Origin of the sequence: Brenneria salicis ATCC 15712 = DSM 30166 (assembly GCF_003315515.1) — a bacterium.
In the GTDB taxonomy this organism is placed as follows: Bacteria; Pseudomonadota; Gammaproteobacteria; order Enterobacterales; family Enterobacteriaceae; genus Brenneria; species Brenneria salicis.
The window spans coordinates 1-24,934 of sequence record NZ_QNRY01000008.1; the positions used below are offsets into that span (position 1 = coordinate 1).

The following is a 24,934-nucleotide window of genomic DNA, read 5'->3' on the forward strand; positions in this document are numbered from 1 at the left end:
TATCGTGGGATATTACAGCACGATCAGACCACACGACTATAACGGTGGATTACCCCCAAACGAATCGGAAAATCGATTCTGGAAAAACTCTAAACCCGTGGCCAGTTTTAGTTGACCACTACACAACCTGACCGAGCCATGATGTTTCTTAGCTTACTTAAGGGGCTAATGTATAGTAATAATATCCTTGATGAAAGTCTCTATCTTACCAGAAGAAATTTCAAAAAGTGCATGGAACTAAAACAGGTTTACTAACATATAGAACAGATTGGTATGGTATTTTCAATACAATCATACTGCGTAACGACTCAAAATTGAATGATAAGCAATCAATGTGTACAATATAAGCGTACATATCAGGAGGCACATCATGCGTACATATACCTCAACTCAGGCCCGCGCCAATATTTCAGAAGTACTGGATATCGCCACCCAAGGTGAACCGGTAGAAATCACACGCAGAGACGGTAACTCAGCGGTGGTTATCAGCAAGGCTGAATTCGAGGCATACCAGAACGCTAAGCTGGATGCAGAGTTTGATGTGATTATGCAGCGTCATGGTCGTACCGTAGAGGCACTCACAAACCGATGATATGGGTCAGCGCACAGGAGGTTATTGCTTTTCATGATCGTATATTGCAACGGCTTTCCGGCGTTGCTGGCATGCCCGATCCCGGTAGAGCGGAGGCACTCATCTATCGGGTGCAAAACCGTGCACACTATGAAGGCGTTACGGATGTTTTTGAACTGGCCGCTTCTTATTGGGTTGCTATTGCCAGAGGCCACATCTTTAATGATGGCAATAAACGCACTGCGTTTTTTGTTACTATGACTTTTCTCTATCGTAACAGCATCCAGATCCGTGATAACGATAATACGTTGGAAAATTTAACGGTCAAAGCCGCTACGGGAGAGAAGACGGTTGACCAGTTAGCGCAGCATTTACGGGAACTTGTGGATAATTTTGGTTCAACGCGTTAAGCACCTTCGTTTCCCGTGTACGTAAACTCAAAACAGATTAATAAAAACACAATAAAATCAATACCAGCAGACCATCACTTTATATTCATATTCATTCCACTCAAGTCTATCAGATCCTATAACGCCTGTTTTTAAGAAAATTTAATCAAAAAAATCGTCCACTCAGTTCGCTTGAAAACCATCAAAAACCACCTGTCAATGTGGGGGAATCGAATCGGGGAGTATTTAAAGAAACTCCCGCGTTGAAACCCTGTACCTGACGCCAACTTCACGGCGACGCGCCGATTTTCTGCACATAGCCTTCGCTCATATTTTTACAACCACGCCTTGCGGCAGCGATTTAACTATTTCTACGTTTTGTCGTACAGGAGGCGATTGCAGATCGCGTCGATAAAGGATAGTGGTGCGGCCTTGCTCATCCTGCATTATCTCATCAGGTTGCAACACCATCCCCGCGGGATTTGAGAAGGTCGTGACTTTCAGCATGGTTGACATCCCCAAACGAGGTACGGCTTCGCCTTTACGACAACAATCAATATCGAACGAGACATCATAGGTCGTACCCGCCTGTCCCTCGGTATAATTTGCCAGAGGACTGATGGCGCGCAGTTTGCCAGTCCATTGAGTATCGGGATAAGCATCATTACTCAAGGTCGCGGACATGCCTGGCCGTAAAGTCTCTACATCAGACTCGTCCACACGCGCCTGTGCGTTAAACCGCGCTATCCCCACCAGCATCAACAAAGGATCGCCAAGGCTGACTTGTTGCCCTTCCTGAGGAAAAGGCATCTTTTCTTTGCTCCCGTTGCGTACCCCGATCACATAACCATCACTCATCGCATACTGTATGCTCTTACTCTGCCTATCGCGCAGTTCCTGAAGTTTTTGCTCCGCATTACGTAACTCAAGCTCCGCCATCTCCAGATTTTGCGCACCGCCTTGTGCCATTAGCGCAGCCAACGTTTGTTGTGCAGCCTGAAGATCCAGTTTCCGATTTTCCTCTTCCTCTCTTAAGGCCTCCAGTTCCATACGCGGAATAATGCCGGCATCAAACAACGGCTTCGCTTCCTTAACTTTTTGTGTTGCGCTTCTGGCGCTAATTTCCGCACTTTGCAAAGACCGACGGGCCGAAGTGACTTCCGTACTGTCTGACCAGTATTGTACCCGTTGCAGTTCCTGACGAGCTTTCAACCACTGGGCTTGTGCGTCTCTGAAAGGTATTTGTTGCGAAACGGTACTCAATTCCAATAGCACATCGCCTTTTTTCACCGGATCGCCTTCTCGCACCGCTACTCGCGAGATGTGGCTTTCAAAAGGCGCGTTAACCGGATATTGCTCCTGCGCTTGCAATCGGGCCATCAATATCAGGCGGCTTTCCACAGGCGTTAGTTTCACATAACGCCAGACCGGTTCAGGGTTGATCGGCTCGTCAGAGGATGACAACCGCCAGCCAATAAGGGCCAGTATCATTGCCAATAGCGCGCACCACAGCATTCGACAGCGGAGAAAATTAAAAACCATTCACTTCCACTCCCCAACGGCTGAGCGTATAGCCTATCAACATATCCAGATTCGCTTGCACATTCAGATAATCTACCTGCGCATTAAGCCGCGCATTCTGAGAGAAACGCAGATCATTTTGATAACTCAGCACTTGAAAGTTGGAAGAGCGTCCAGCGGCTAATTTGGTCTGCTCAGCCTGAAGTTTTTTTTCCGACAGACGGGTGAGACGATCGGCAATGACATATTGCTGCCAGCTATTATTCAGCATATCAATCTGCTGGGTCACCGCCTCTTCAAGTTGTTGACGGGTATCAGCCATGTCCAACCGCTGATTTTTCTGTGCTATCTCGGCGCGCAGTTCTTCCTTACGCGCGCGCCTATCATTAAAAGGAATGGATACATTCAGCCCTACATAGCGTTGCCAACGACTATTGTCCTGCATATCGTTGCCTCTTATATCATTACGCTCGGCGCCTGCCACCAGATCGACATCCCAGCGGCGCTGATTCTGCGCTTGAATTAGGTAAAATTTCTGTTTTTGCGATGCCAATTGCTGAATGAGATAATCCGGCTGTGTCTGTAAAGCTTTTTCCACTGCCCAGTCGGTTTTCAGCGCGATTTTTTTTATCTCAAGATTTTTGCTGGCGCTTAATGGCGTGCGGTTATCAATCCCCAGCAGACCGCACAACGTCAGGCGGCTGGCATTCAGTTCATTCTCTTCCTGCGCGATCCTTAATTGCTGCTCGGCCATATCCGCATCACTTTGCAATTGCTCCAGCGACGCGACCCGCCCACAAGTGATGAGTTTAGCGACGACGTCTCGCTGCGCGTTGGCGCGATGCAGCGCTTGTTGCGATAACGCAAACTGCTGTTGCGCTTTGAGTAAGCGATGATACGCCAGAATGATAGCCGTGATGGTTTCAGCAACCTGCTGCTGATAGCGCAATTGTCCCATCCGCTCGTCAATCTCCGCCAGACGCAGCGCGACAGTATTCACATCTGTACCAGCATCGCGCAGTAAAGGCTGAACCAGCGCAAAGGTGACATTCCCCCCCTGCTGACGTGGGGACATATCCTGCTCCTCCCGGCGATAAGACCAGTCCAGCGTCAATTGGGTGCCTAAAGGCGAGAGCAGACTCGCCGAAAAGCCTGATGAACGCTGATGACTATTGAGATTTCCGCTCATACTGCGCAGGTACTTACTATTGAAGACCAATTGGGGACGAAAGCCATCGTGCGCTACCCGCAGGTCAAATTTATCGTTCAAACGCAGGAGCGCCTGACTTTTAATCGCGTTGCTGTTACGCATCCCCAGCGCCACAGCCTCTGGCAGCGTGATCGTTATGCTTTGATGTGATCTTTTTTCTGAAATATCAAACGAATAGGATTTCATACTTATCAGCATGAAACAGAGCAGCAACAGACTCCATTGATTAAACATCACGCAGCGCCTCCGCAGGTGAAAGGCGTGCGGCCGCCAAAGAAGGCTTTAACCCAAAAAACACGGCCAGCGTTAAGGCACTCCCCATCGCCAGCGGCAGAACCCACAGGTCGATCACCAGAGGCCAGTCTGCATAACGCGCATAGATCCCGGAGAATGCCAAACCGATCAGGCTGCCCAGCAGAGAACCCGGCAGGGAGAGGAGCAACGCTTCCAAAAGAAACAATATGCCTATCTCTTGCGACGTGGCCCCCAGAGCCTGACGCAAACCAATTTCATGACGTCGTTCCGCGACGCTCATCACCATAACGTTCATGACGCCGATCCCGCCCATCAGCAATGCTATCGCTGCAAGGGCGCTCAACAAGTAACGGAATGTTCGCGTTTGCTGCTCAATGCCATCAAGCAACTGTTGCTGTAACATCAAATGGATATTCCGCCCTGGCAAGTTATTCTCCAACCAACCGCGTACTGGTGTTTCCAGTAATGCAATTCGCTGACGAGAATAAGCTTGTATCAGCAACATATCCGGCTCTGTGAACGGTGCGATTTTCTTAATTGTCGTCAGCGGCACCAACGCCATATCATCGATTAACATGCCGCCAGGCGTCATAGAGACGCTTGGATGCAAAGTACCGATAACATCAAACGCATAATGATTAAGTTGCAGATGCTTTACGGAAAGGGTAAGTCGCTGAGCCAGACTTGCACCAAGTACGGCATAGTTTGCGCGGCTATCAAATTTTGACAACGTGCGTCCCCACGCAGGATTTAAATGTAGTAAGTCAAAAAAATCCGGAGTAGTAGCGATAATCGGAATCGAGAGTACCTTGCCGTTTTTTGTTAACTGAATCTCCCAACGCGCAACGGGGATCACCCGTCGGATCTCAGGAAACCGGGATCGCAATGACGAAAAATCCAAATTTATGGGAAGTGCCGACGAGCTATCCGCGCTTCTCGCACCGATGTCCGCCACCATCATATCGCCGCCCAAGGTATCAAAGGCACTTAACGCATTTTGTTGCGCGCTTTTTCCTAATATAAGCAAAGTGACGACAAGCGCGCTGCCCACCCCGATACCCAAGACCGCCAGCGTAGCGCGCTGACGAAACGCGTATAGATTTCGGCATGCTTCGATTAACTGTTGAAATCGCGTCATTCGTTTTTACCGCGCCTCAATGAGCTTTCCGCCATGCATATGCCACCGCTGATGCAGACATTCGGCCAGATGTTCGTCATGCGTCACCATCACCATGGTTAACCCCTTCCGGCAGTTCAATTCCAGCAAAAGAGATATAATGTCGCGCGCGGTATTCGTATCAAGATTGCCCGTTGGCTCATCGGCAAGCAGCAAAGATGGCGCTCCCACCAACGCACGGGCGATAGCCACCCGCTGTCGTTGTCCGCCGGACAACATGGACGGATAGGCGTGCAGCCAGGGCGTCATACCCAGGGATTCAAGAACGGCAGCGGCCCGGCGACGGGACACTGCCAATGGCATAGCTCGATATAACAGCGGCAAGACCACGTTATCTAATGCATTCAGTCGCGGTAGCAGATGGAAATGCTGAAAAACAAACCCCAGTTTACGGTTACGTAATTCGGCGCGCTGATGCGATGTACAAGACATCATATTCTCGCCATCCAAACAGTACTCTCCGGCTATTAACGGCTCCAGCAATCCGAGAATACTGAGTAGCGTACTTTTACCGCTGCCAGAGGCACCTAAAATAGCGCAGGTTTCTCCAGACGCCACACGCAATGAAAGATTATTCAGTACGTTCACGTCACCATAACCATGGCGAATGTCATTAAGCTCAACCATTAATCCGGGCCTTCAACGAATAATTAAATGTTAATAGGTGGATAATCTGCTGCGATAAGATTTCGCTTGCTATCTAACAGGTCTTTTTCCTAACCATCGAAATGCTTCCGATGACAGGCGACGTAATTTCATAACAATGATTACGGCCCAGCGGCAACGTTAAAAAGGAAGCCCTTTGAGCGGGTGATGGATCGATCCAGATATGCAGCCAACCACCGTCTCCACCATCGGTATAATTCCAGCGCAGTGAAGATCCCGGCTTTTTACCTTTTTCTTGCCAGTGATAAACTCTATTGCCTTTTCCATCATAAAGATCGGCATAGACCGAGTATTTGTACCTCGCTTCTTTTGATGATGTCACGTAAATATACTGTCGCGACGCAGCACTGGCGCCGACACTTAGCAATATCGCCCCAACTCCAATCATTGCGCTCAATAAACGTAACTTAGCACTCATAAATAAGTCCTTGTGTAAACTGATAACAGTAAAAATTACCTTTCTGGCTGAAATAACCAGCCAGTTCTATGTAGGAAAAATAGAAGAGAAGTTCCTTCGTATTCTATTTAAAAGAGGAGCGAATATTTGATTATCTTACATGGCATTTATGCCACTCGATAAATGTCTATAAAAATCATAAAAATAACTCAACAACAATTTTAAAAATTAGAACCATCTTTTATAAAAAATAACAAAATTCGCCCATAACGAACCAATTATAAAAAAATTATTCCAAGTTAAAATTAATTGGAAATATAATAAATTTATAACACATTAACGCTCATTATTCATCCAGAAGAAATTCCATTTGCAAGATGCCATTTCAAAAGCGTTATGTAAAAAATCGGCAAATCCATTATCCATGAAAGATGAAAAAAATGTATGGGACTTCTGAGTCCAATGTTGAGGTTGCCGATTATTATTGCTTTCATTATCGCCATATCGAAGGGGGATTATGTATTTGAATGACACCGCCCCGCCTATGTAGTGGTAGTCTGTACATAAGCAGATAGTCGCAAAGTCATCAGTAAGGAAGACCTGTTTTAAGGGTTTACAGATCAGCTTATTCATGTTGGGATATCGCCAGAAGAATCATATCAGGGGAACGAAATGGGCTTGGTTTTTAAAGCGGTGATAGGCGCGGTTGTGGTTTTGCTCATCGGGTATTTATCAAAGACAAAGAATTACTATATTGCCGGGCTGGTTCCGCTCTTCCCTACATTTGCCCTCATTGCCCACTACATTGTTGCGACTGAGCGTAATGTCGCAGCATTGCGCACCACGATATTGTTCGGTATGTGGGCCATCATTCCTTATTTTGCCTACCCTGCGTCTCTCTGGTATTTAAGTGGCGTGACCAAATTATCCTATTCATTGGCCGGCGCTCTGGCTTGCTGGTGTATCACCGCATTGGCCTTAATCGTTATCTGGGGGCGCTGGCACTAAGCGGGGGAAGATACATCCCCTTTTGGGGATCATTCAGTTATTTTTCATCATTTCATTTCTGTTTGAAAATGACAGGTAATCTCATCAGGAAATCATCGTTAGACTTAGGCATAAGCATGAGTATATACTTTGTCATCACAAGGATGTTGAACCTTCGAATAGAGGTTATTATATGTCTTTATTATTTTCCAACAATGAAATTATAAGCAGGGTAACAAAAAAGTTTTTTGAGGAAAACCTGAAGCCTTATAAAGGCATAAGGTTTTCCTATATGATTATGAATAAGAAAAACCCCTCCGAGGTGATAATAACCACCAACTACCCAGATGAATGGGTGAACATATACAAAGAAAATAATTATCAGCAAATTGACCCTGTCGTTTTTGCCGCCTTTAATAAAATAGCCCCTTTTTCTTGGGAAGAAAGTCTGATTTTGAATACAAAGATACAACTCTCAAAAATATTTAATTTATCGAAAAAATATAATATCACTCACGGATATACCTTTGTTCTTCATGATAACAGTAATAATCTGGTGACATTATCCATAATTATGAATGGACCAGACGTTGAGAATATGAAAGATACTATTGAAAACGAGAAAGATACATTGCAAATGTTGCTTATCACTGCTTATGAAAAAACCATATCTCTTTGTGAAGAAATAGCTCAGAATAATGAAGAGAAAACATTAAATGATAAAATAATGTTTTCTCCACGAGAGAATGATATTTTATACTGGGCCAGTATGGGTAAGACCTACCAGGAGGTAGCGCTGATTCTGGGCATTAAAACCAGCACAGTAAAATTTCATATCGGCAATGTTATAAAAAAACTCGGTGTGTTAAACGCCAAACATGCTATACGGCTTGGTGTAGAACTCCATCTTATCAAGCCAGTACATTAGAAACTGAAAGTCGTAATGGCCATTGCTTTAATTCATTATTTACAACCATACCGCTACGAATAATACGTTGGGTTAAGATCTCCTGATTTTCATCATCAACAGGTAAAAATAACAGATAGACTCTTTCATTTTTTTCCGACATTCCTTGTTCAACAACAGATATTTTCCAGCCTGAGCGTTTTAATATTGTTAACATCGGATGACTGACAATGGTGTATATACCTTCATAGCTATTCTTTCTGGAATAATTAATCATTGATAAAAAAAGCATGGAACTGATTGGATAGTTACTGCCAAGAGTATTTCTCGATCTCTCTTTATCAACAAAAAACCGGCTTGATTCAATGTAATTCCCTGTGGGAATATTTATTTTTTCAAAATAAGAGAAAAATGTTCCGGTAATCATATTAGGGTATTTTGTTTCTATAAACCTCAGACTACAAATAACAGAATCATCTTTTATACCAAAAAGGTACGTTGTGTTATTATTATCATACTGATCAAACTCCATGCCATTCGTACACTGTACAGCCCAGTTAAGGCGATCCTTAAATGTCTCTTTTCTGAGCGTGAAGAGTTCTTCGGATTTTTCTTCTGACAACAGGGAATAACTCACGTCAAATATCTCTAACATTTTTCCTCCATTAAAAATTTATCGCTAGATATCAAGAATGATCAAACCGCTCAACATCTTGTTGGCGCTTTAAAAATGATTATTACCGTTGATTATCGCTTTTATATTTTGTCTCTTTTGTCATCGGTTGTACAGATGCAACCCTACCATCCGCGAGAAAAAACAGCGCTATAGGCGAATTGCAGATACGCCCCAGACTACGCGCTGGCGCATTTCGAACTCGATCGAGCATCAGCACAAAAAACCCGAAGTCGACAAGCGGCTCCGGGTTCTCTGCAAGACTTGAATCACCAATTACTTATCAGACTTATTCTGCAACTGCCCAACCTGCGGCAGGCCCGCACTGGCGGAAGCCGACAGCAGACCGGTTTCAACATAGTTGAACAGTTTTTCACGCGTATCGGTGATATCCAGATTGCGCATGGTCAACTGACCGATACGGTCGTCAGGTGAGAAGACAGAATCACCTTTTTCCATCGTCAAACGTTCCGGCTTATAGGTTAGATTGTCGGAAACGGTATTCATGATGGAGTAGTCGTTGCCACGACGCAGTTCCAGCGTGACCTCGCCCGTAATGGCGCTGGCAATCCAACGCTGAGAAGCATCGCGCAGCATCAGCGCCTGCGAATCAAACCAACGGCCCTGATACAAGAAGCGGCCCAACTGACGACCATTCGCGTGGTATTGCTCAATGGTGTCTTCGTTATGAATGCCCGTCACCAGACGCTCGTAAGCAATGTGCAGTAATGCCATGCCCGGCGCTTCATAGATGCCACGGCTTTTCGCTTCAATAATACGGTTTTCAATCTGATCGCTCATGCCAAGACCGTGGCGTCCGCCGATACGGTTTGCTCCCAGCATCAGCTCGACGTCATCGGCAAAGGTTTTGCCATTCAGGGCAACCGGGTGGCCGCGCTCAAAACAGATAGTGACTTCTTCCGCCGCGATTTTAACGTTTTCTTCCCAGAATTTAACACCCATGATCGGGTTAACGATTTTGACGCTGGAATTCAGATATTCCAGATCCTTGGCTTCATGCGTCGCCCCCAGAATATTGGAATCGGTGGAATAGGCTTTTTCCGCAGACATTTTGTAACCGAAACCAGCCTGAGCCATGAACTCGGACATTTCCTGACGGCCGCCAAGCTCGTCAATGAAATCGGTATCCAGCCACGGCTTGTAGATTTTCAGTTCGGCATTGGTCAGCAAGCCATAACGATAGAAACGCTCAATGTCGTTACCTTTATAGGTACTGCCGTCACCCCAGATGTTAACGCCATCCTCTTTCATGGCGGCAACCAGCATCGTACCGGTAACCGCGCGTCCCAACGGCGTGGTGTTGAAATAGGTCACGCCCGCCGTGGTGTTATGAAAAGCGCCACACTGGATCGCGGCAATCCCTTCGGCGACAAGCTGCTTGCGGCAGTCGATCAAACGGGCATTTTCAGCGCCGTATTCCATAGCGCGGCGAGGGATCTCGTCGTAGTCATCCTCGTCCGGTTGCCCCAGATTCGCGGTATACGCATAAGGAACCGCGCCTTTTTGACGCATCCAAAGCAGCGCAGCGCTGGTATCCAGACCACCTGAAAACGCAATACCAATACGCTGACCAACCGGAAGATGCTTGAGAATCGTTGTCATAAATGTAATCCCTGCTCGAAAGATCTATGGTTAGAAGCTTAGCAGCCACACCATTATGTTACGCAATACATTGATGAGAGTTGATACCTTTGCCGCTTCGCAAAACGAATTGGCCGGGACTATCGTCAGCATCAGCACGCTCATAAATGCATATTTATGCAAAATAAGTGAGTGATAATTTAAACATCTTTTTGCCGGTACAGGAAGAGCACCGTGGTATTTTATGCAAAAAAATTCGTGTTTAATTACCAACTCTGGTCAACGAGTATAACGCTATTTTTCAAGCGGGCTAAGCGGCAAAGGTCTGGGTGTGGCATTCGATTTCGCCTTCACCATCGCCAGCCGTCTGACGGGCGATAAGGGAAACGCCAACTTCCAGGTTGAACATATTGATTACGATCACTGGCGCGTGCTGGCCTGAACCTATCTCTGGCGCGGCCTATGCCGCGCCATGCTGTCCTGCCAACGCCTCAGGAAACCAGACGCCGCGTATCCAGTTTCTGTACCGCTATCGACAGCAACAAACTGCCCAATAACGCGACGGTAAAAATATAGAAAATGTCCAACACCGGGCGAGAGGAGAAATCCAGACCGTTGGTGCGAATATAGTGAATAATCAGCGCGTGAAAGCCATAAATAGCTAATGAATGACGCGATATAAAAGCCAACCCCGGCAGCACCCGATGATTAAAATAATATTTGAATATCACCAACAGACTGATCGCGGCCAGAAATACCAGCGGTCCGCTATAAAGATAGAAAGTCTGAGTAAAGTTATCATTACGCAAAGTGTGGTACTGGGTTCCCAGCGCCACCATCACGACGCAGAAAATAAAGAGTGGTATGGCGGCAAACACGGCTTTACCTGGAATCTCCAACATTCCCAAAGCACGTCCGAGCATGGCATACAGCAGGTAATAAAAAGTATCGCCGTAAATATAGAGATTGACCGGCAATAGCCTGACCCCGAAAAACTCAACGCGCCCGGTATTCGGATTGGCAATAACCGCCAACAGTACGATAAATATCAACAAATACTTGCCTGAAACCGGTTTGATATTAATCAGTGGAGAACATAGATAAATCACGACAATGGCATAAAAGAACCATAAGTGATAAAAAATAGGTTTCTGTAACGCATGACGCAACGCGTTCAAACTATTAATCGGCGTCAGCGTCGAGATATAAATCAAGGCAATCGCGCTATAAAACAGGATACACAGACTTATTCTCAGAAAATGTTTTTTCTGGGCGCTGCGCTCGCCAAAAAACAGATAACCGGAAATCATAAAAAATAGCGGAACACCAACCCGTGAAGCCGAGTTCAGTATATTTGCCACATCCCAATGCGCTTCACCCGGCATCCCACCGGCGGTAATCGGATAGGTGGTGCTATGAATGAGAACGACCATCATACAGGCCACTGCCCGCAAATTATCAATCCAGCCGATCTTGTCGGTCATGCACAACCTCTTAAAATATGACGTCTATTCAACAGAATAGTGACTGTTCGACGTCGGTACAATCAACAATCAGGCTAATCCGAGGCAAGCGGCGCAACGAACATAAAAAGGCCGTTAACATGTAACGGCCCGGAGAGAAACACAATATCGTCACGCCGACATCAGAACAAGCCCATCGGTTTGTCGGAATAACTGACTAACAGGCACTTGGTCTGTTGGTAATGTTCCAGCATCATTTTATGATTTTCACGTCCAATCCCCGATTGTTTATAGCCGCCAAACGCCGCGTGCGCCGGGTACGCGTGATAGCAGTTGGTCCAGACGCGTCCGGCCTGAATGCCACGTCCCATACGGTACGCCACACTCCCGTTGCGGCTCCATACGCCTGCGCCCAGTCCATACTCGGTGTCGTTGGCAATCTCCAGCGCATCATCCATTGTTTTAAAGGTCGTCACCGCCAGCACCGGCCCGAAAATCTCCTCCTGGAAAACGCGCATACTGTTTTTACCAAACAGAATAGTGGGTTCCAGATAATAACCCTGCGCCAGATCCTCCGGCATTTCTTTACGACGACCGCCGGTCAGGACGCGCGCCCCCTCTTTCTTGCCGATATCGATATAGTTCAGAATGGTATCCAACTGACCGGAAGACACCTGCGCGCCCATCATGGTGTTGCTGTCCAGCGGATGGCCGATGCGGATAGATTCGACACGTTTGATCGCACGCTCCATAAAGCGATCGTAAATCGACTCCTGCACCAGCGCCCGGCTTGGACAGGTACACACCTCGCCCTGATTGAAGGCAAACAACGTGAACCCTTCCAACGCCTTGTCAAAAAAGCTGTCTTCTTTATCCATCACATCAGCAAAGAAAATATTCGGCGATTTACCGCCCAGTTCCAGCGTCACCGGCGTCACGTTCTGAGCGGCATAGCCCATAATTTGCTGACCCACTTCCGTTGAACCGGTAAACGCCACTTTAGCGATACGCTTCGAGGTCGCCAGATACTCACCGATCTCACTGCCTGAACCGTTAACCACGTTAACCACTCCCGGCGGCAAGATATCCTGAATCAGTTCCATCAGCAGCAATACCGACATTGGCGTCAGCTTGGCGGGTTTCAAGACGATACAATTTCCGGCGGCCAGCGCGGGCGCCATTTTCCAGCAAGCCATCAACAGCGGGAAATTCCAGGGAATAATCTGTCCCACCACGCCGAGCGGTTCGTGGAAATGATAAGCGACGGTATCGCCATCAATTTCACTGATCGCCCCCTCCTGGGCGCGAATACAGGCGGCGAAATAGCGAAAATGGTCGATAGCCAGCGGAACGTCCGCGCCGCTGGTTTCACGAATCGGCTTGCCGTTATCCCAGGTTTCCATATTCGCCAGCAGGTCGAGGTTCTGCTCCATTCGATCCGCAATGCGGTTGAGGATTAACGACCGTTCCTGCACGGACATCCCCCCCCATTCCGCTTTAGCTTTGTGGGCGGCATCCAGCGCGTGATCGACATCACGGGATGTCGAACTGGCCACTTCACATAAAGGCTGTCCGGTGATGGGCGTCAGGTTGACAAAATACTGGCCGCCGTCGGGCGGTACCCAGGCGCCGCCGATAAAGTTGTCATAACGCTTTTTCAGATTCAGAGATCCGTACTCGCCGGCGCTCAACCGGCCTGTAGAAGTGTCTTGTACCATTTCAGTCTCCTTTTCGCTGTCTCGATGCGCGGTCGGGCCGCAGTGAAAATAGAGCCAATATGAAAACATCGCTGAATAACAGAGCATGAATAAATCGTATACAGGGATCCGCGTTTCCGACAGGCAAAAACCAGAGAGAATGACAACTCTTCGAGTTGACGCACAATTTATTATTCGTTTCATCATGCAAATACATGGCATCGCGGAGACGCTCACCCTTCGCGGAGAAAAACTCGCATCCATCAGGCGGCGGTGAAATAATGCCATCCACGATTTATGGTTATCAACTTACGGGTATTGCAGGTGAAAAACCTTCATCCACAAGCGGTTACCGTCCCTACCGGCGCAGCGCAATGTAGCGTGCGCCATCAGAACGCCTTGTCGTTGCCGCAGAGCGATTGGCTGGCGGAGGAAGTGCCGGTCGCGCTGGTCTACAACGGCATTTCACATGTCGTCATGATGGCGTCGCCGAAGGATTTGGCGGCATTCGCGCTGGGGTTCTCGCTGTCGGAAGGCATCATTGCGTCGCCACAGGATATCTACGGGATAGACGTTCAACCGGTATGCAACGGCATCGAAGTGCAAATAGAGCTATCGAGCCGTCGTTTTGCCGGACTGAAAGCACGGCGGCGGGCGATGGACGGACGCACAGGCTGCGGCGTCTGCGGCGTGGAGCAACTATCTGAGATTGGCAAATCCGTCGCGCCGCTGCCGTTCACTCAGACCTTCTTGCTCAACCGACTTGACGGCGCGCTGGCGCAACTCAAAAACGTGCAGCAAGTGGGACAGTTGACCGGCTGTACGCACGCCGCCGCCTGGATAACGCCGGATGGCGCCTTGCAAGGCGGTTTTGAAGATGTAGGCCGCCATGTGGCGTTGGATAAACTACTCGGCATGCGGGCAAAACAACCCTGGCGGCAAGGCGCGGCGCTGGTTTCCAGCCGGGCGAGTTATGAAATGGTGCAGAAATCCGCCATGTGCGGGGTGGAGATCCTGTTTGCCGTATCCGCCGCCACATCGCTGGCCGTCGAGGTTGCCGAACGCTGTAATCTGACGTTGGTGGGCTTCTGTCGTCCGGGCCGCGCCACCATTTACTCTCACCCGCAGCGATTGTTTGAAGGAGAAGAGGTATGAAGCAGAAGATGCGTGAAGCAGCGGTGGTATGAAATAAGTTACGTGCATGCAGAAGAAACGCTCTGGCGCCTTAGACCAATTTGTTTTTAGCCGGAAAGATAATGACATAAACGCTTGTTATAACGGACTAAAAGCGTGTCGTTTCTGATGCAGACATGAGAATAATCATTTTCAATATCATTTAATTAACTATAATGAACCTAATGCTTACGCGGAGCTAACAAAAGAGAGCGCCGTAAATGTACCAGAATATGGCGTACTACGGTGTCTTGCGGTACGGTCATCCTGTCCGGTACAACCACTTTTTAGTACTACAATCATTAGTACTGCAACCACGGAGATGCTAAACATGAGTTATTCACTGCCATCCCTGCCTTATGCTTATGACGCGCTGGAACCTCATTTCGACAAGCAAACGATGGAAATCCATCACACCAAACACCACCAGACTTACGTCAATAACGCAAATGCAGCGTTGGAATCCCTGCCAGAGCTTGCCAGTCTGTCTGCTGAAGAACTGATCGCTCAACTGGACAAAGTACCGGCAGAGAAAAAAACCGTTCTGCGTAATAATGCTGGCGGTCACGCCAACCACAGCCTGTTCTGGAAAGGCCTGAAGCTGGGCACGACGCTGACAGGCGACCTGAAAGCCGCAATCGAGCGCGATTTTGGCAGCGTTGACGCTTTCAAAGAAAAATTTGAACAGGCTGCCGCAACCCGTTTTGGTTCAGGCTGGGCGTGGCTGGTGCTGAAAGATGACGGCAAACTGGCCGTGGTTTCCACCGCGAATCAGGACAGTCCATTAATGGGTGAAGCGATTTCTGGCGCCTCCGGCTACCCGATCATTGGTCTGGATGTATGGGAACACGCTTACTATCTGAAATATCAGAACCGCCGCCCGGATTACATCAAAGCCTTCTGGAACGTGGTGAACTGGGACGAAGCGGCCAGCCGCTTTGCACAAGCGAAAAAATAATCTTTTCGCTCCTATCGCGGATATCTTTCCATCGTTTCCGGGGTGCTGAAGACGACGAGCGAAAAGAGAAGGGAACATCTCCGTGGTCAAACAAACCGGGGTAACTTACTGTTATTCCGGTTTTTTATTAAGAAATATCACCAACTCTCTATTACCTTTCTTCTTTAACTATTTAATTATCACGTAAATATAAAGTTTTTAAATAAATTGCCGATAACTCTTTCGGAATTTTATCGTGTGATTTTTGTGAGGATATCCTTTTATAAATGGTCATCTCATGATGCCAATACCACTCGCAAATTGCAGATATCATCGATGAGTAATTCAAATCTTAAGAGCGTGGTAGAAACGGAATGGCAATAAAATTTGAGAATATCAAAGTAGGTAAGAAATTCGGGTTGGGTTTCTGCCTGATCTTAATCATGACGATGATCATTGCCGGTGCAGGCGTCATGCACATCGAGGAACTAAAACAAAGCATTGATAAGGTTAATTTCAGCAATGATATCAGTGATGAAATTAACCAGGCGAAATATTATCGGGCGCTCTACAGCGCGAGCTACCAACCCGAACATATCGAGAAAAACATTCTTCACATCAATAACATGGAAAACTTGGTGGTTAAGGCGAACCAATGGCGTTGGAGTGAACAGGACATCGCGACGCTTTCTCAAATTACGACCACCATTGCCGAATATCAGAAAAAGCAGGCGGGCTACATTGCAGCCATCAATAAAAAAGACGACATCAGAGAAAGCTGGAATCTCTCGGAAAGTAATAAATACCTGACACAGCTTGATGAACAACTAAAAGCTGGCAGCGATAATTTTGTGCCGCAGTTACTGGCCGCCGATCTCACCCATAAACTGGCCGAAGTTCGCTATCAAGTGCGTGGCATTCTCCTCTCGCGCGATAACGAGGCGGAAGAAAAGCTGAAAAACGCCATCAATGATGCGCAAACATCGCTGACTACGCTGTATCAAAGCCTGCCCGCCGAGCAACAGGCGACGCTGAATCCGGTGCTTAGCATCATGAATGCCTATGAAGAACAAGCGCTGGCTTATCTGCCCGCCTATCAGGAGGAAATGGCGTTAGCCCGACAGATTGGCGCTACCGCCAACCAGATGAATGAGGCCGTCGAAACATTGCTCAGCAACCAACTGCAATCAACGCAGCAAGACATCCGCTCTTCCGAAATCCAACTGGGCATCGCCGCACTGATCACGCTGGTGCTTGGTTTGCTGATTTCCTGGTTTATTTCCCGGCAAATTACCTCGCCATTGCATCAAACGCTGGATATGGCCGAACGTATCGCCACCGGTGATCTCACCATGTCCATTAAAACCGCCCGCCGCGATGAACTGGGCCAATTGATGAGCAGTATGGCGAAAATGAACGACAATCTGCATATCATGATCGATGAAATCCGTATCGGCGTCAGCCAGATTTCAACCGCATCAGGCGAAATCGTCGCCGGCAACACCGATCTGTCTTCGCGTACCGAGCAACAGGCAGCGGCGGTCGAACAGACGGCAGCCAGCATGGAAGAACTGACGGCCACGGTGAAACAGAACGCCGATAACGCGCATCAGGCCAATAAGCTGGTCATCAGCGCGTCTCAAACCGCAAAACAAGGCGGCGAGCAAGTCCATAACGTCGTGAAAACAATGAATGACATTGAGCACAGTTCAAAACGCATTGCAGAAATTACTTCTGTGATTAACAGCATCGCTTTCCAGACCAATATTCTGGCGCTCAATGCTGCGGTCGAAGCCGCTCGCGCCGGTGAGCAAGGACGAGGTTTCGCCGTGGTAGCCAGCGAAGTTCGCAATCTGGCGCAACGGAGTTCACAGGCGGCGAAAGAAATCGACACCCTGATCGCCGAGTCCGTCCGTCAGGTGTCGCAAGGGGCCGTGCTGGTCGGCAATGCGGGAAAAACCATGGATGACATTGTGACGTCAGTTACGCAAGCACATGACATTATGGGGGAAATTGCCACGGCTTCCGATGAGCAGAGCCGCGGTATTGAACAGGTTAATCAGGCGATTGTGGAAATGGACAGCACCACCCAGCAAAACGCCGCCCTGGTGGAACAATCCGCCGCCGCCGCCGACTCGCTGGAAGAGCAGGCGACCTTGCTGAAACAGAAACAGGCGGTTTCCGTGTTCCGTTTATCCAATATGCGGGATGAATCAACGCCCGCTGGCATCGCCTCGTCCCAATCGCCAACGCAACTGAGTTATAAACACTAATCCGCCGCGTTGATCGACGCGCGTAGCTCATTCGGGCTGCGCGCCTCGCGGCCACGGCACGGACGGCTTAAAAGGGCTTCGGCGCGTACCCCGTCATCTCTTTCAGTCCCATTTCACGCCCCAGCGCCGTCATAGGATGCACCACCACCAGCCCGCGCACGCTTTTCTTTAACGCGCCCATATTGGCCTGTTCTTTTTTGGTGATAGCCCGGCTGAAAGGCAGGCGCGACAGTTTTTGCGCTTCCTGACTGAGTTTCTGCACCCGTACATTGCGCAGGCGTTCGATTTCCGCCGCCAGCTTCTCGCTTGCCACCTGATTAACGGCTATCGCTTCGGCATCACCCTGCGTCAGCAACGCATCCTGCTTACGATTCAACGCATCCAGTTGATCGCTAAGGCGTTTAATCTCTGCTTTTTCCTGCTCTTTCATAACGTATAAACCTGTTTAACGGGGGGATCATGCGGGGCGTAAGCATACACCAAAGGTCTTGCCAGTGCAGTGGACGAGCGTAGAGAAATACGATTCAAAAAGCCTTTTTTAAACTAATTCGGGCAATCAGTTCGGTGAGCGACAGCACCAGCGTCGAGCGCACCATCTGCTGATAGCGCTGCTGGCGCATGCTGACCAACAATGGGTCCGCCGGCTCGCCGCCGGGAGGTAGCGCAGGCAAGGAAGGCAGCGCGCTGACGCAATGCAATTCGCCAATCGGCCCAAGAATTTCATCATCCGTAAAATGATATTCATGCTCATCATGGGTGAGTTCCTCGCCCAGCGCCATCAGTAATTCGGCGTCCTCATACTCTTTACGGCTGATCATGCCCAGACCATAAATCAGCTTGAGACGCACAGAAAGATCACCCAGCGGCCCGGTTCCCGTCATTAATGGTTCAACCGCATATTTCACGGCGTAGTCATCTTTGCGAAACACCTGCAACATCAGGATGCTAACGGCCTCGGCCAGCAGATCAACCGCCTTGAGCATAAAGCTACGCACCGTTGTGCCTGAGTTCAAGGCTTCAAGCACCCGGTTTTCAAACGCCTGTGTTTCTTCCATCGTCACTTCTCATACCTTCAACCCGCACACAGACATCTTTTTAACCCGATGACATTGATGGCTAAGCCCCGCATTACGCAGATAACACGCCGGATCAACGTATGTCAGCGTTCAGAAGCTGACATGACGTGAACCATACGCATCAATTATTGCATGGCGTTATACACATTCACGGCTTGCGCGACAACCTCGCTGTCGGCATCCAGACCGGAAATCTGCGCCAACGCAGCCTGCGGGCCGAGATTCTGCAAAAGTTCAGCCAGTTCCTGCGCCTGTGGGTCCTGTTCGCTGCGATAACGCATCGCCGCCGCGATACCAATAATCAGGTTGTCATGCGGCAATTGATATTCCAGCGTCCCCAGCAACGGTTTGATCAGGCGGTCGCCCGCGCTCAGCTTACGCAGCGGTTGTCGCCCCACACGCTCGACATCATCGTGCAGATAGGGATTTTCAAATCGACTGAGGATTTTATTGATGTACGCCGCGTGCTTGTCGGCATCAAAACCGTAGCGTTTGATCAGCACCGCGCCGCTCTCTTCCATCGCGCCCTTGACCACGGCACGAATTTCCGGGTCGAGGATCGCATCACGAATGGTCTGATGGCGAGCCTGTTGCCCCAGATAGGCGGTAATGGCATGGCCGGTGTTGAGCGTAAACAGCTTGCGCTCTACAAACGCCATCAGGTTGTCGGTCAGTTCCATGCCCGGAATGGCCGGCGGTTCACCACAGAACTGGGTTTGATCAACAATCCACTCACTGAAGGTTTCCACTGTGACCGCCAGCACATCATCGCTGCCGGCTTCGCAAGGCGGAACAATGCGGTCAACGGCGGAATCCACAAATCCGACATGTTCATCGACCCAGGCAAGCTGTGCTTCCGGCAACAATTTCACCACGTGTTGCTTAAGCTGGCTGGTGCCGCGCACCATATTTTCACAGGCGATAATGTTGAGCGGTTTTGTGTTGCCGTCCGCATGACGTTTCACCAATCCTTGCACGATCGTCCCGGCGATTTTTTCCAGAATCTGCGGCCCGACGGCGGTGGTGACCAGATCAACGTCAGCAATCAGCGCAACGGCTTGCGGGCTGCCGCTATGCAACGCGCTGACGTTGCTCACCGTATCCAGCTGCGTTTGCTCTCCCACAATCCGCACCTGATAGCTTTTGCGACTGTTCAAGGCATCCAGAAGCGGCTGGCTGACGTCCGCGAACGTCAGTTCGATATTGGCATCTGCCAGCAGTTTGCCAATGAATCCCCGGCCAATATTACCGGCGCCAAAATGTAATGCTTTCATCATGCTTTAACCTTAAAAACGAAAAGATAAAAAGAGGCTGCCCGGAAACGGCGGCAGCGCGTATACCCAACAGATTTCAAGGCGCAGGAAGGCGGCAATCGCGTGAATCCCCAGCAACTTACGCAAGTAAGCGACTGGGGCGAGCAACAAAGCCAACGCATCCGCAACTTAAAAGCTGACGGGTATCATCATGCGTTCTTTTTACCGGACAGCAGGTCAAGAACCTCCTGCACGTCCTGAGTGCGCGCAAGGCGTTCAATCACCGCGTCGTCATCAAGCGCATTGGTCAGGCTGGTTATCACCTGGATATGTTCATTGTTGCGCGCGGCAATGCCAATAACCAAACGCGCCACTTCATCGTCTTCATCGCCAAAACGCACGCCATCGGGATACTGGCAGAAAACTACGCCGGTTTTCAGTACCCGATCTTTCGCTTCAATCGTACCGTGCGGCACGGCAATGGATTCCCCCAGATAGGTGGACGTCAGTTTCTCACGCTCCAGCATGGCATCGACATATTCCGGGTCGACATAGCCACCCTTAACCAGTTGCTCACCCGCGAAGCGAATCGCCTGCTCTTTGTTGGCCGCCTGTTGATTGAGGAAGATATTACCGGCGCTCAGTTGGAACAGGTTTGACGGTTCGGTGGTCGGGGCGGCGGCGACCGGCGCAGCGGACGGCGCGTCGTCCTTGCCCTGGGAGGCAACCAGACGCGCCGCCAGATCGTTGTACAGGTTGCTGTCGAGGAAATTGGTCAGCGAAATGTGCTGAGCCTGCGGTGCATGGCGCATGGCGCGTTCAGTCAGGTCGCGATGGGCAATCACCAGATCGACATCATCCGGCAAGTTGTTTATCGCGCTATTGGTCACAGAGATGTTGGTCAGCCCGGCATCCTGCACTTTCTTGCGCAGCACCCCCGCGCCCATCGCGCTGGAGCCCATACCGGCATCACAGGCGACGATGATTTTACGCACGGTGCTCATATCGCCGCTGACACCCGTACTCGCGCCGCTCTGCCCTTTGGCCGTGGCTTTCATGTCCTGCATACGGCGAGTGGCTTCGCTAAGATCCTCTTCGTTCTTTTGTTTCATGCTCTTGAGCAAAATCACCGAAACCAGGAAAGACACCGCAAATGCCGCTGTAATCGCCACAATATTAGCGAAGTATGCGCCTTTCGGCGTCATCGCCAGCACCGCCAGAATAGAACCAGGAGAGGCCGGAGAAACCAGACCGCCGTCCAGTATGCCCAGGGTGAACACGCCGGTCATACCGCCGAGGATCACCGCAATAATCAGACGCGGGTTCATCAGAACATAAGGGAAATAGATTTCGTGGATCCCGCCGAGGAAATGGATGATCGCCGCACCCGGCGCAGACTCTTTCGCATTGCCGCGGCCAAAGAACATATAAGCCATCAGCACGCCCATTCCCGGACCAGGGTTGGCTTCAATCAGGAAGAAAATGGATTTCCCGGTTTCGGTGGCCTGCTGAATACCCAGCGGCGAGAAAATGCCGTGGTTAATGGCGTTGTTCAGGAACAGAATTTTTGCCGGTTCGACAAAAATGGACGTAAACGGCAGCAGGTTGTTTTGCACCATGACGTTAACGCCAGCCGCCAGTGCCTGAGAGAAGATTTCAACCAGCGGGCCAATCGCCAGAAACGCCAGGATCGCCAACAACATGCCGATGATACCGGCGGAGAAGTTGTTGACCAGCATTTCAAAACCACTTTTGATTTTGCCGTCGACCATTTTGTCGAAACGCTTGATGGTCCAGCCGCCCAGCGGCCCGACAATCATGGCGCCCAGGAACATAGGAATATCCGTCCCGGCGATTACCCCCATGGTGGTGATGGCGCCGACCACGCCGCCGCGCTCGCCAAACACCAGACGGCCACCGGTATAACCGATCAGCAACGGCAGCAGATAGGTGATCATCGGGCCGACGAGCTTCGCCAGCGTCTCGTTAGGTATCCAACCCGTAGGAATAAACAGTGCGGTAATAATACCCCAGGCAATGAATGCGCCAATATTGGGCATGACCATATTGCTCAGAAAGCGGCCAAAGTTTTGCACTTTGACCTTAAAGTCTGGAGAAAGCATAAAAACACACCCCTATTGAGACGCGCTGACAATAAGAGCGCGTGATAATTATCGTGAGATGATGTGACAGGGTGATCACATGAGCATCCCCGTCAGCATTGCTGTATACAGCGCGGACTCTAACACGCCGTTGTCGTACCGCAACTCTACGACCTAAACGTGATAAAAATCACACAACCACCCTACATCATCGCCACAAATAGGTGACTTACTTCACAAAAAAGCATTAAACACCGCAAATACAATGCTATTTGCACGTGCGACTGGTTTAATTTTGTGATCAATATCACATTTTTATACGGTAACTTCGTTCCATTTATGTGATTCATATCACAATAAATTTTCGCTTCACGGGAAATTTTCCCCCTTCAGACCATCGCGCTCACGGCGTGACGGCGACCCCCAGTGACTTAAGCGCATTCAACAGGTTCTGTTGCTGCGTAGGCAATCCCGACACCATGCCGTTGTACTGAGCGACCTGCTGTGGCGTATAAAATTGAACCGAGGCCCCGTTGAAAATCACTTGATCGCCTTGCGCCTGCAAATAATCCCCCACTTGTATCAGGTTCTGGGCAAAGGCGATCACGTTAGGGATAATCGGCAACAATGTGTTGGTCGGCTGCATCACCACACGCTGATATAACCGATCGTAACCAACCTGTAATTCTTCCGGTTGTTTGAGTGCGCGGCGGGCATTATCCGCCTGCGCTTTTGCCGCCTGGACGCGCTGCCCCAGCATATTGATGGCGCCAATGGATTGACGTAGCGCGTCACGTTGAGACAAATAATCCCTTGGCTCCCTAATCTGGGAAACCTGCGCCAACATTGGCGTCAGGCTGTCTGCCACAGACTGAGTAAACTGCTGGGAAAATGTGGTCAAAATCGCGTAATCATTAACAAATGGCCCGAAGTTTTTCTTTTGCTCTTCTGTCAGCGCAGGCAGTTTGCCATCCGCTTGCAATTGGACATTCTGTACGAAGTCCGTAAAGGCCTTGCGCTGATCAGACTCGCTATCGCCGCACCCCGCAATTTGTAACGCCATAAAAAAGACCAAAACCGGCCACAGCCAGCGTGTGCGATATTCCATCACTTGCCTCATTCCATGCTCCTGTTTTACATGCCCAATGTTCGCCCCGTTACGGTTAAGCATAGTCGGATCACATCACCTGTGCCGGGATGCAGTTCACTTAACGTCAGGTTATGGCGGGCGATGGCACCGCAAGGTGCCGGATGGCCCGGCGGGATGGGCGCACGCAAGTCAAAACGGCGATCACCCAGCAGGCTGATCGCCGTTGATTTTGGCATCATTGCTCCCGGCTATTATCCCCGAGAGCAACAGGTAAAAATTATTTCCCGTAATACGCGACGGTGTACAGTTTCCGCATGTCTTCCACCTGCGGATTACCGGGATTGGTTAAAGTACAGGGATCAGCCAGCGCATTGCTGCTCATCCGATCGAGCACCTGGGTGAATTTCTCTTCGCAGAAATCCACTTCATCACACTGCCGCAAGGTGTCGGGAATGTTTAACCGCCGGCTCAGATCCCGCACGGCAGCGGCCAGATTAAGGATGCCGAAACGCTTTTCGATCTGCTGATATTTGTTGGTCCAGTGGCGGTTATATTGGATGACGTAAGGCAGCAAAATGGCGTTGGCCAACCCATGAGTGACGCCGAACTCACCGCCCAGTTTATGCGCCAGCGAATGAATAATCCCCAGCGACGCGTTGGTAAAAGCAATTCCTGCCAGCGCCGACGCATTATGCATGTGATAACGCGCCTGCATATTATCCGGCGACAGATACGCGGTTTCCAGATTCTCAAAAACCAGCCGAATCGCTTCCAGCGCATAAGGGTCGGTAAATGATGTGGCGGCCGTGGACACATAGGCTTCCAGGGCATGAGTCAGGACATCCATGCCCGAATAGGCGGTGATGTGCGGCGGGCAAGTCGCCGGGATTGCCGGATCGAGGATCGCGATATCCGGCACCATGTCGGCTGCCACGACAGGATATTTAATATGGCTTTCGGTATCGGTAATCACGGAAAAAGCGGTAATTTCCGACGCGGAACCGCTGGTGGAGGGAATGGCGACAAATTTGGCTTTATTACGCAGCGCTGGCATGGCGCCGACCGGTAAAATATCTTCCAGCGTCAGATGCGGATGCTCATAGAAGCACCACATGACTTTTGCCGCATCAATGGCGGAACCGCCGCCGAGCGCCACGATCCAATCCGGTTCAAATTCCAACATGGCTTGCGCCCCACGTTGTACTGTGGCAAGCGAAGGATTGGGTTCAACATTGTCGATAATCAGACACGGCATCCCGGCCTGATTGAGCAGTTGCTCGGTACGCGCCAGAAAACCGTGTCTTTTCATTGAACTACCGCCGGTCACGATCACCGCCTTGCGTCCGCGCAGAGTAGCGAGCCGTTGCAGCGCATTTTCATCGTAGGTAATATCACGCGGAATGGAAAAGTTAATTGAAGTCATAATAATCCCCTGTAATTAATAATAAATTCTATTAAGCGTATTACAGCAGACAGAGCGTAACGACGTTATCAGCGCAGCATTCTTAGATTATT

23 protein-coding genes and 1 pseudogene are annotated in these 24,934 nt (G+C 49.6%); 8 read left to right on the top strand and 16 right to left on the bottom strand.

The annotated features are described in order from the left end of the window. The first annotated feature begins 370 nt into the window (after positions 1-370). Positions 371-592, top strand: coding sequence for a type II toxin-antitoxin system Phd/YefM family antitoxin (locus tag DES54_RS05545; RefSeq protein ID WP_113865604.1), 222 nt, complete (start codon positions 371-373; stop codon positions 590-592). Next, the gene (locus tag DES54_RS05550; RefSeq protein ID WP_113865605.1) at positions 589-981 is read left to right on the top strand and encodes a type II toxin-antitoxin system death-on-curing family toxin; all 393 of its coding nucleotides are present in this window, start codon (positions 589-591) and stop codon (positions 979-981) included. The genes DES54_RS05545 and DES54_RS05550 overlap by 4 nt, the downstream gene beginning before the upstream one ends. A gap of 306 nt (positions 982-1,287) precedes the next feature. Here DES54_RS05550 and DES54_RS05555 read toward each other — a convergent pair whose 3' ends face one another. The 5 genes from DES54_RS05555 to DES54_RS18470 form a co-directional block, all read right to left on the bottom strand. Next, positions 1,288-2,451, bottom strand: a complete 1,164-nt coding sequence (locus tag DES54_RS05555) for an HlyD family secretion protein (protein WP_240634942.1) — start codon at positions 2,449-2,451, stop codon at positions 1,288-1,290. Positions 2,452-2,491: 40 nt separating this feature from the next. Next, complete coding sequence (locus tag DES54_RS05560) at positions 2,492-3,925, bottom strand: TolC family protein (RefSeq protein ID WP_113865607.1); 1,434 nt, start codon at positions 3,923-3,925, stop codon at positions 2,492-2,494. Continuing rightward, positions 3,918-5,084: an ABC transporter permease gene (locus DES54_RS05565; RefSeq protein WP_113865608.1), complete on the bottom strand. Its 1,167-nt coding sequence runs from the start codon at positions 5,082-5,084 to the stop codon at positions 3,918-3,920. Before DES54_RS05565 ends, DES54_RS05560 begins: the two co-directional genes overlap by 8 nt. Positions 5,085-5,090: 6 nt before the next feature. After that, positions 5,091-5,750: an ABC transporter ATP-binding protein gene (locus DES54_RS05570; RefSeq protein ID WP_113865609.1), complete on the bottom strand. Its 660-nt coding sequence runs from the start codon at positions 5,748-5,750 to the stop codon at positions 5,091-5,093. 73 nt (positions 5,751-5,823) lie between these two features. Further along, positions 5,824-6,207: a hypothetical protein gene (locus DES54_RS18470; RefSeq protein WP_147247263.1), complete on the bottom strand. Its 384-nt coding sequence runs from the start codon at positions 6,205-6,207 to the stop codon at positions 5,824-5,826. 651 nt (positions 6,208-6,858) lie between these two features. Between DES54_RS18470 and DES54_RS05580 the strand changes: the two genes are divergently transcribed. Together DES54_RS05580 and DES54_RS05585 are read left to right on the top strand one after the other, a co-directional pair. Then, positions 6,859-7,194, top strand: coding sequence for a GlpM family protein (locus DES54_RS05580; RefSeq protein ID WP_113865611.1), 336 nt, complete (start codon positions 6,859-6,861; stop codon positions 7,192-7,194). Positions 7,195-7,366: 172 nt separating this feature from the next. After that, on the top strand, positions 7,367-8,101 hold the full coding sequence (locus DES54_RS05585) for a helix-turn-helix transcriptional regulator (RefSeq protein WP_113865612.1): 735 nt from the start codon (positions 7,367-7,369) through the stop codon (positions 8,099-8,101). Here the strand turns inward: DES54_RS05585 and DES54_RS05590 are convergent. After that, entirely contained in the window at positions 8,085-8,735 is a 651-nt protein-coding gene (locus DES54_RS05590) for an acyl-homoserine-lactone synthase (protein WP_113865613.1), read from the bottom strand. The genes DES54_RS05585 and DES54_RS05590 overlap by 17 nt on opposite strands. Before the next feature lie 294 nt (positions 8,736-9,029). Then, positions 9,030-10,376 (bottom strand): argininosuccinate synthase, encoded by a 1,347-nt coding sequence (argG, locus tag DES54_RS05595; RefSeq protein ID WP_113865614.1) that lies wholly within the window; start codon positions 10,374-10,376, stop codon positions 9,030-9,032. 289 nt (positions 10,377-10,665) lie between these two features. On the opposite strand from argG, the pseudogene DES54_RS05600 reads away from it, so the two are divergent. Beyond that, positions 10,666-10,797: pseudogene (locus DES54_RS05600) on the top strand (DJ-1 family protein); the annotation flags it as partial. Positions 10,798-10,846: 49 nt separating this feature from the next. Here DES54_RS05600 and DES54_RS05605 read toward each other — a convergent pair. Together DES54_RS05605 and exaC are read right to left on the bottom strand one after the other, a co-directional pair. Further along, a complete protein-coding gene (locus tag DES54_RS05605) occupies positions 10,847-11,839 on the bottom strand; it encodes an acyltransferase (protein ID WP_113865615.1) in 993 nt (330 codons plus the stop codon). A gap of 161 nt (positions 11,840-12,000) precedes the next feature. Further along, entirely contained in the window at positions 12,001-13,536 is a 1,536-nt protein-coding gene (gene exaC, locus DES54_RS05610; RefSeq protein ID WP_113865616.1) for an acetaldehyde dehydrogenase ExaC, read from the bottom strand. Positions 13,537-13,812: 276 nt separating this feature from the next. Between exaC and fdhD the strand changes: the two genes are divergently transcribed. The 3 genes from fdhD (at position 13,813) to DES54_RS05625 (ending at position 17,898) form a co-directional block, all read left to right on the top strand. Further along, positions 13,813-14,670: a formate dehydrogenase accessory sulfurtransferase FdhD gene (fdhD, locus tag DES54_RS05615; RefSeq protein WP_113865617.1), complete on the top strand. Its 858-nt coding sequence runs from the start codon at positions 13,813-13,815 to the stop codon at positions 14,668-14,670. Between the two features lie 349 nt (positions 14,671-15,019). Next, positions 15,020-15,646, top strand: coding sequence for a superoxide dismutase [Mn] (sodA, locus tag DES54_RS05620; RefSeq protein ID WP_113865618.1), 627 nt, complete (start codon positions 15,020-15,022; stop codon positions 15,644-15,646). Positions 15,647-15,999: 353 nt separating this feature from the next. After that, positions 16,000-17,898 carry a methyl-accepting chemotaxis protein gene (locus DES54_RS05625; protein WP_113865619.1) on the top strand — a complete coding sequence of 633 codons (1,899 nt, stop codon included), beginning with the start codon at positions 16,000-16,002 and terminating at the stop codon, positions 17,896-17,898. A gap of 67 nt (positions 17,899-17,965) precedes the next feature. Here the strand turns inward: DES54_RS05625 and DES54_RS05630 are convergent, their stop codons facing one another. The 7 genes from DES54_RS05630 to DES54_RS05660 form a co-directional block, all read right to left on the bottom strand. Further along, positions 17,966-18,328, bottom strand: a complete 363-nt coding sequence (locus DES54_RS05630; protein WP_113865620.1) for a YibL family ribosome-associated protein — start codon at positions 18,326-18,328, stop codon at positions 17,966-17,968. A 94-nt stretch (positions 18,329-18,422) separates the two neighbouring features. Further along, the gene (locus DES54_RS05635; RefSeq protein ID WP_205680182.1) at positions 18,423-18,953 is read right to left on the bottom strand and encodes an MltR family transcriptional regulator; all 531 of its coding nucleotides are present in this window, start codon (positions 18,951-18,953) and stop codon (positions 18,423-18,425) included. Between the two features lie 146 nt (positions 18,954-19,099). After that, entirely contained in the window at positions 19,100-20,248 is a 1,149-nt protein-coding gene (locus DES54_RS05640) for a mannitol-1-phosphate 5-dehydrogenase (RefSeq protein ID WP_113865674.1), read from the bottom strand. Between the two features lie 188 nt (positions 20,249-20,436). Next, entirely contained in the window at positions 20,437-22,350 is a 1,914-nt protein-coding gene (locus DES54_RS05645; protein WP_113865622.1) for a PTS mannitol transporter subunit IICBA, read from the bottom strand. 382 nt (positions 22,351-22,732) lie between these two features. Continuing rightward, a complete protein-coding gene (locus tag DES54_RS05650; protein WP_240634940.1) occupies positions 22,733-23,449 on the bottom strand; it encodes a DUF3053 domain-containing protein in 717 nt (238 codons plus the stop codon). Between the two features lie 14 nt (positions 23,450-23,463). Further along, entirely contained in the window at positions 23,464-23,655 is a 192-nt protein-coding gene (locus DES54_RS05655; protein ID WP_113865623.1) for a hypothetical protein, read from the bottom strand. A 41-nt stretch (positions 23,656-23,696) separates the two neighbouring features. Next, on the bottom strand, positions 23,697-24,842 hold the full coding sequence (locus tag DES54_RS05660) for an iron-containing alcohol dehydrogenase (RefSeq protein ID WP_113865624.1): 1,146 nt from the start codon (positions 24,840-24,842) through the stop codon (positions 23,697-23,699). Positions 24,843-24,934 lie beyond the last annotated feature (92 nt).

Coding starts and splice junctions, on each gene's coding strand:
- DES54_RS05645 (WP_113865622.1), bottom strand. CDS start 22,350: ATGCTTTCTCCAGACTTTAAGGTCAAAGTGCAAAACTTTGGCCGCTTT.
- DES54_RS05630 (WP_113865620.1), bottom strand. CDS start 18,328: ATGAAAGAGCAGGAAAAAGCAGAGATTAAACGCCTTAGCGATCAACTG.
- DES54_RS05655 (WP_113865623.1), bottom strand. CDS start 23,655: ATGCCAAAATCAACGGCGATCAGCCTGCTGGGTGATCGCCGTTTTGAC.
- DES54_RS05640 (WP_113865674.1), bottom strand. CDS start 20,248: ATGAAAGCATTACATTTTGGCGCCGGTAATATTGGCCGGGGATTCATT.
- DES54_RS05545 (WP_113865604.1), top strand. CDS start 371: ATGCGTACATATACCTCAACTCAGGCCCGCGCCAATATTTCAGAAGTA.
- DES54_RS05660 (WP_113865624.1), bottom strand. CDS start 24,842: ATGACTTCAATTAACTTTTCCATTCCGCGTGATATTACCTACGATGAA.
- DES54_RS05650 (WP_240634940.1), bottom strand. CDS start 23,449: ATGAGGCAAGTGATGGAATATCGCACACGCTGGCTGTGGCCGGTTTTG.
- sodA (WP_113865618.1), top strand. CDS start 15,020: ATGAGTTATTCACTGCCATCCCTGCCTTATGCTTATGACGCGCTGGAA.
- DES54_RS05550 (WP_113865605.1), top strand. CDS start 589: ATGATATGGGTCAGCGCACAGGAGGTTATTGCTTTTCATGATCGTATA.
- DES54_RS05580 (WP_113865611.1), top strand. CDS start 6,859: ATGGGCTTGGTTTTTAAAGCGGTGATAGGCGCGGTTGTGGTTTTGCTC.
- DES54_RS05590 (WP_113865613.1), bottom strand. CDS start 8,735: ATGTTAGAGATATTTGACGTGAGTTATTCCCTGTTGTCAGAAGAAAAA.
- DES54_RS05625 (WP_113865619.1), top strand. CDS start 16,000: ATGGCAATAAAATTTGAGAATATCAAAGTAGGTAAGAAATTCGGGTTG.
- DES54_RS05570 (WP_113865609.1), bottom strand. CDS start 5,750: ATGGTTGAGCTTAATGACATTCGCCATGGTTATGGTGACGTGAACGTA.
- DES54_RS05585 (WP_113865612.1), top strand. CDS start 7,367: ATGTCTTTATTATTTTCCAACAATGAAATTATAAGCAGGGTAACAAAA.
- DES54_RS18470 (WP_147247263.1), bottom strand. CDS start 6,207: ATGAGTGCTAAGTTACGTTTATTGAGCGCAATGATTGGAGTTGGGGCG.
- DES54_RS05605 (WP_113865615.1), bottom strand. CDS start 11,839: ATGACCGACAAGATCGGCTGGATTGATAATTTGCGGGCAGTGGCCTGT.
- fdhD (WP_113865617.1), top strand. CDS start 13,813: ATGGTTATCAACTTACGGGTATTGCAGGTGAAAAACCTTCATCCACAA.
- DES54_RS05565 (WP_113865608.1), bottom strand. CDS start 5,084: ATGACGCGATTTCAACAGTTAATCGAAGCATGCCGAAATCTATACGCG.
- argG (WP_113865614.1), bottom strand. CDS start 10,376: ATGACAACGATTCTCAAGCATCTTCCGGTTGGTCAGCGTATTGGTATT.
- DES54_RS05560 (WP_113865607.1), bottom strand. CDS start 3,925: ATGTTTAATCAATGGAGTCTGTTGCTGCTCTGTTTCATGCTGATAAGT.
- exaC (WP_113865616.1), bottom strand. CDS start 13,536: ATGGTACAAGACACTTCTACAGGCCGGTTGAGCGCCGGCGAGTACGGA.
- DES54_RS05635 (WP_205680182.1), bottom strand. CDS start 18,953: ATGGAAGAAACACAGGCGTTTGAAAACCGGGTGCTTGAAGCCTTGAAC.
- DES54_RS05555 (WP_240634942.1), bottom strand. CDS start 2,451: ATGATACTGGCCCTTATTGGCTGGCGGTTGTCATCCTCTGACGAGCCG.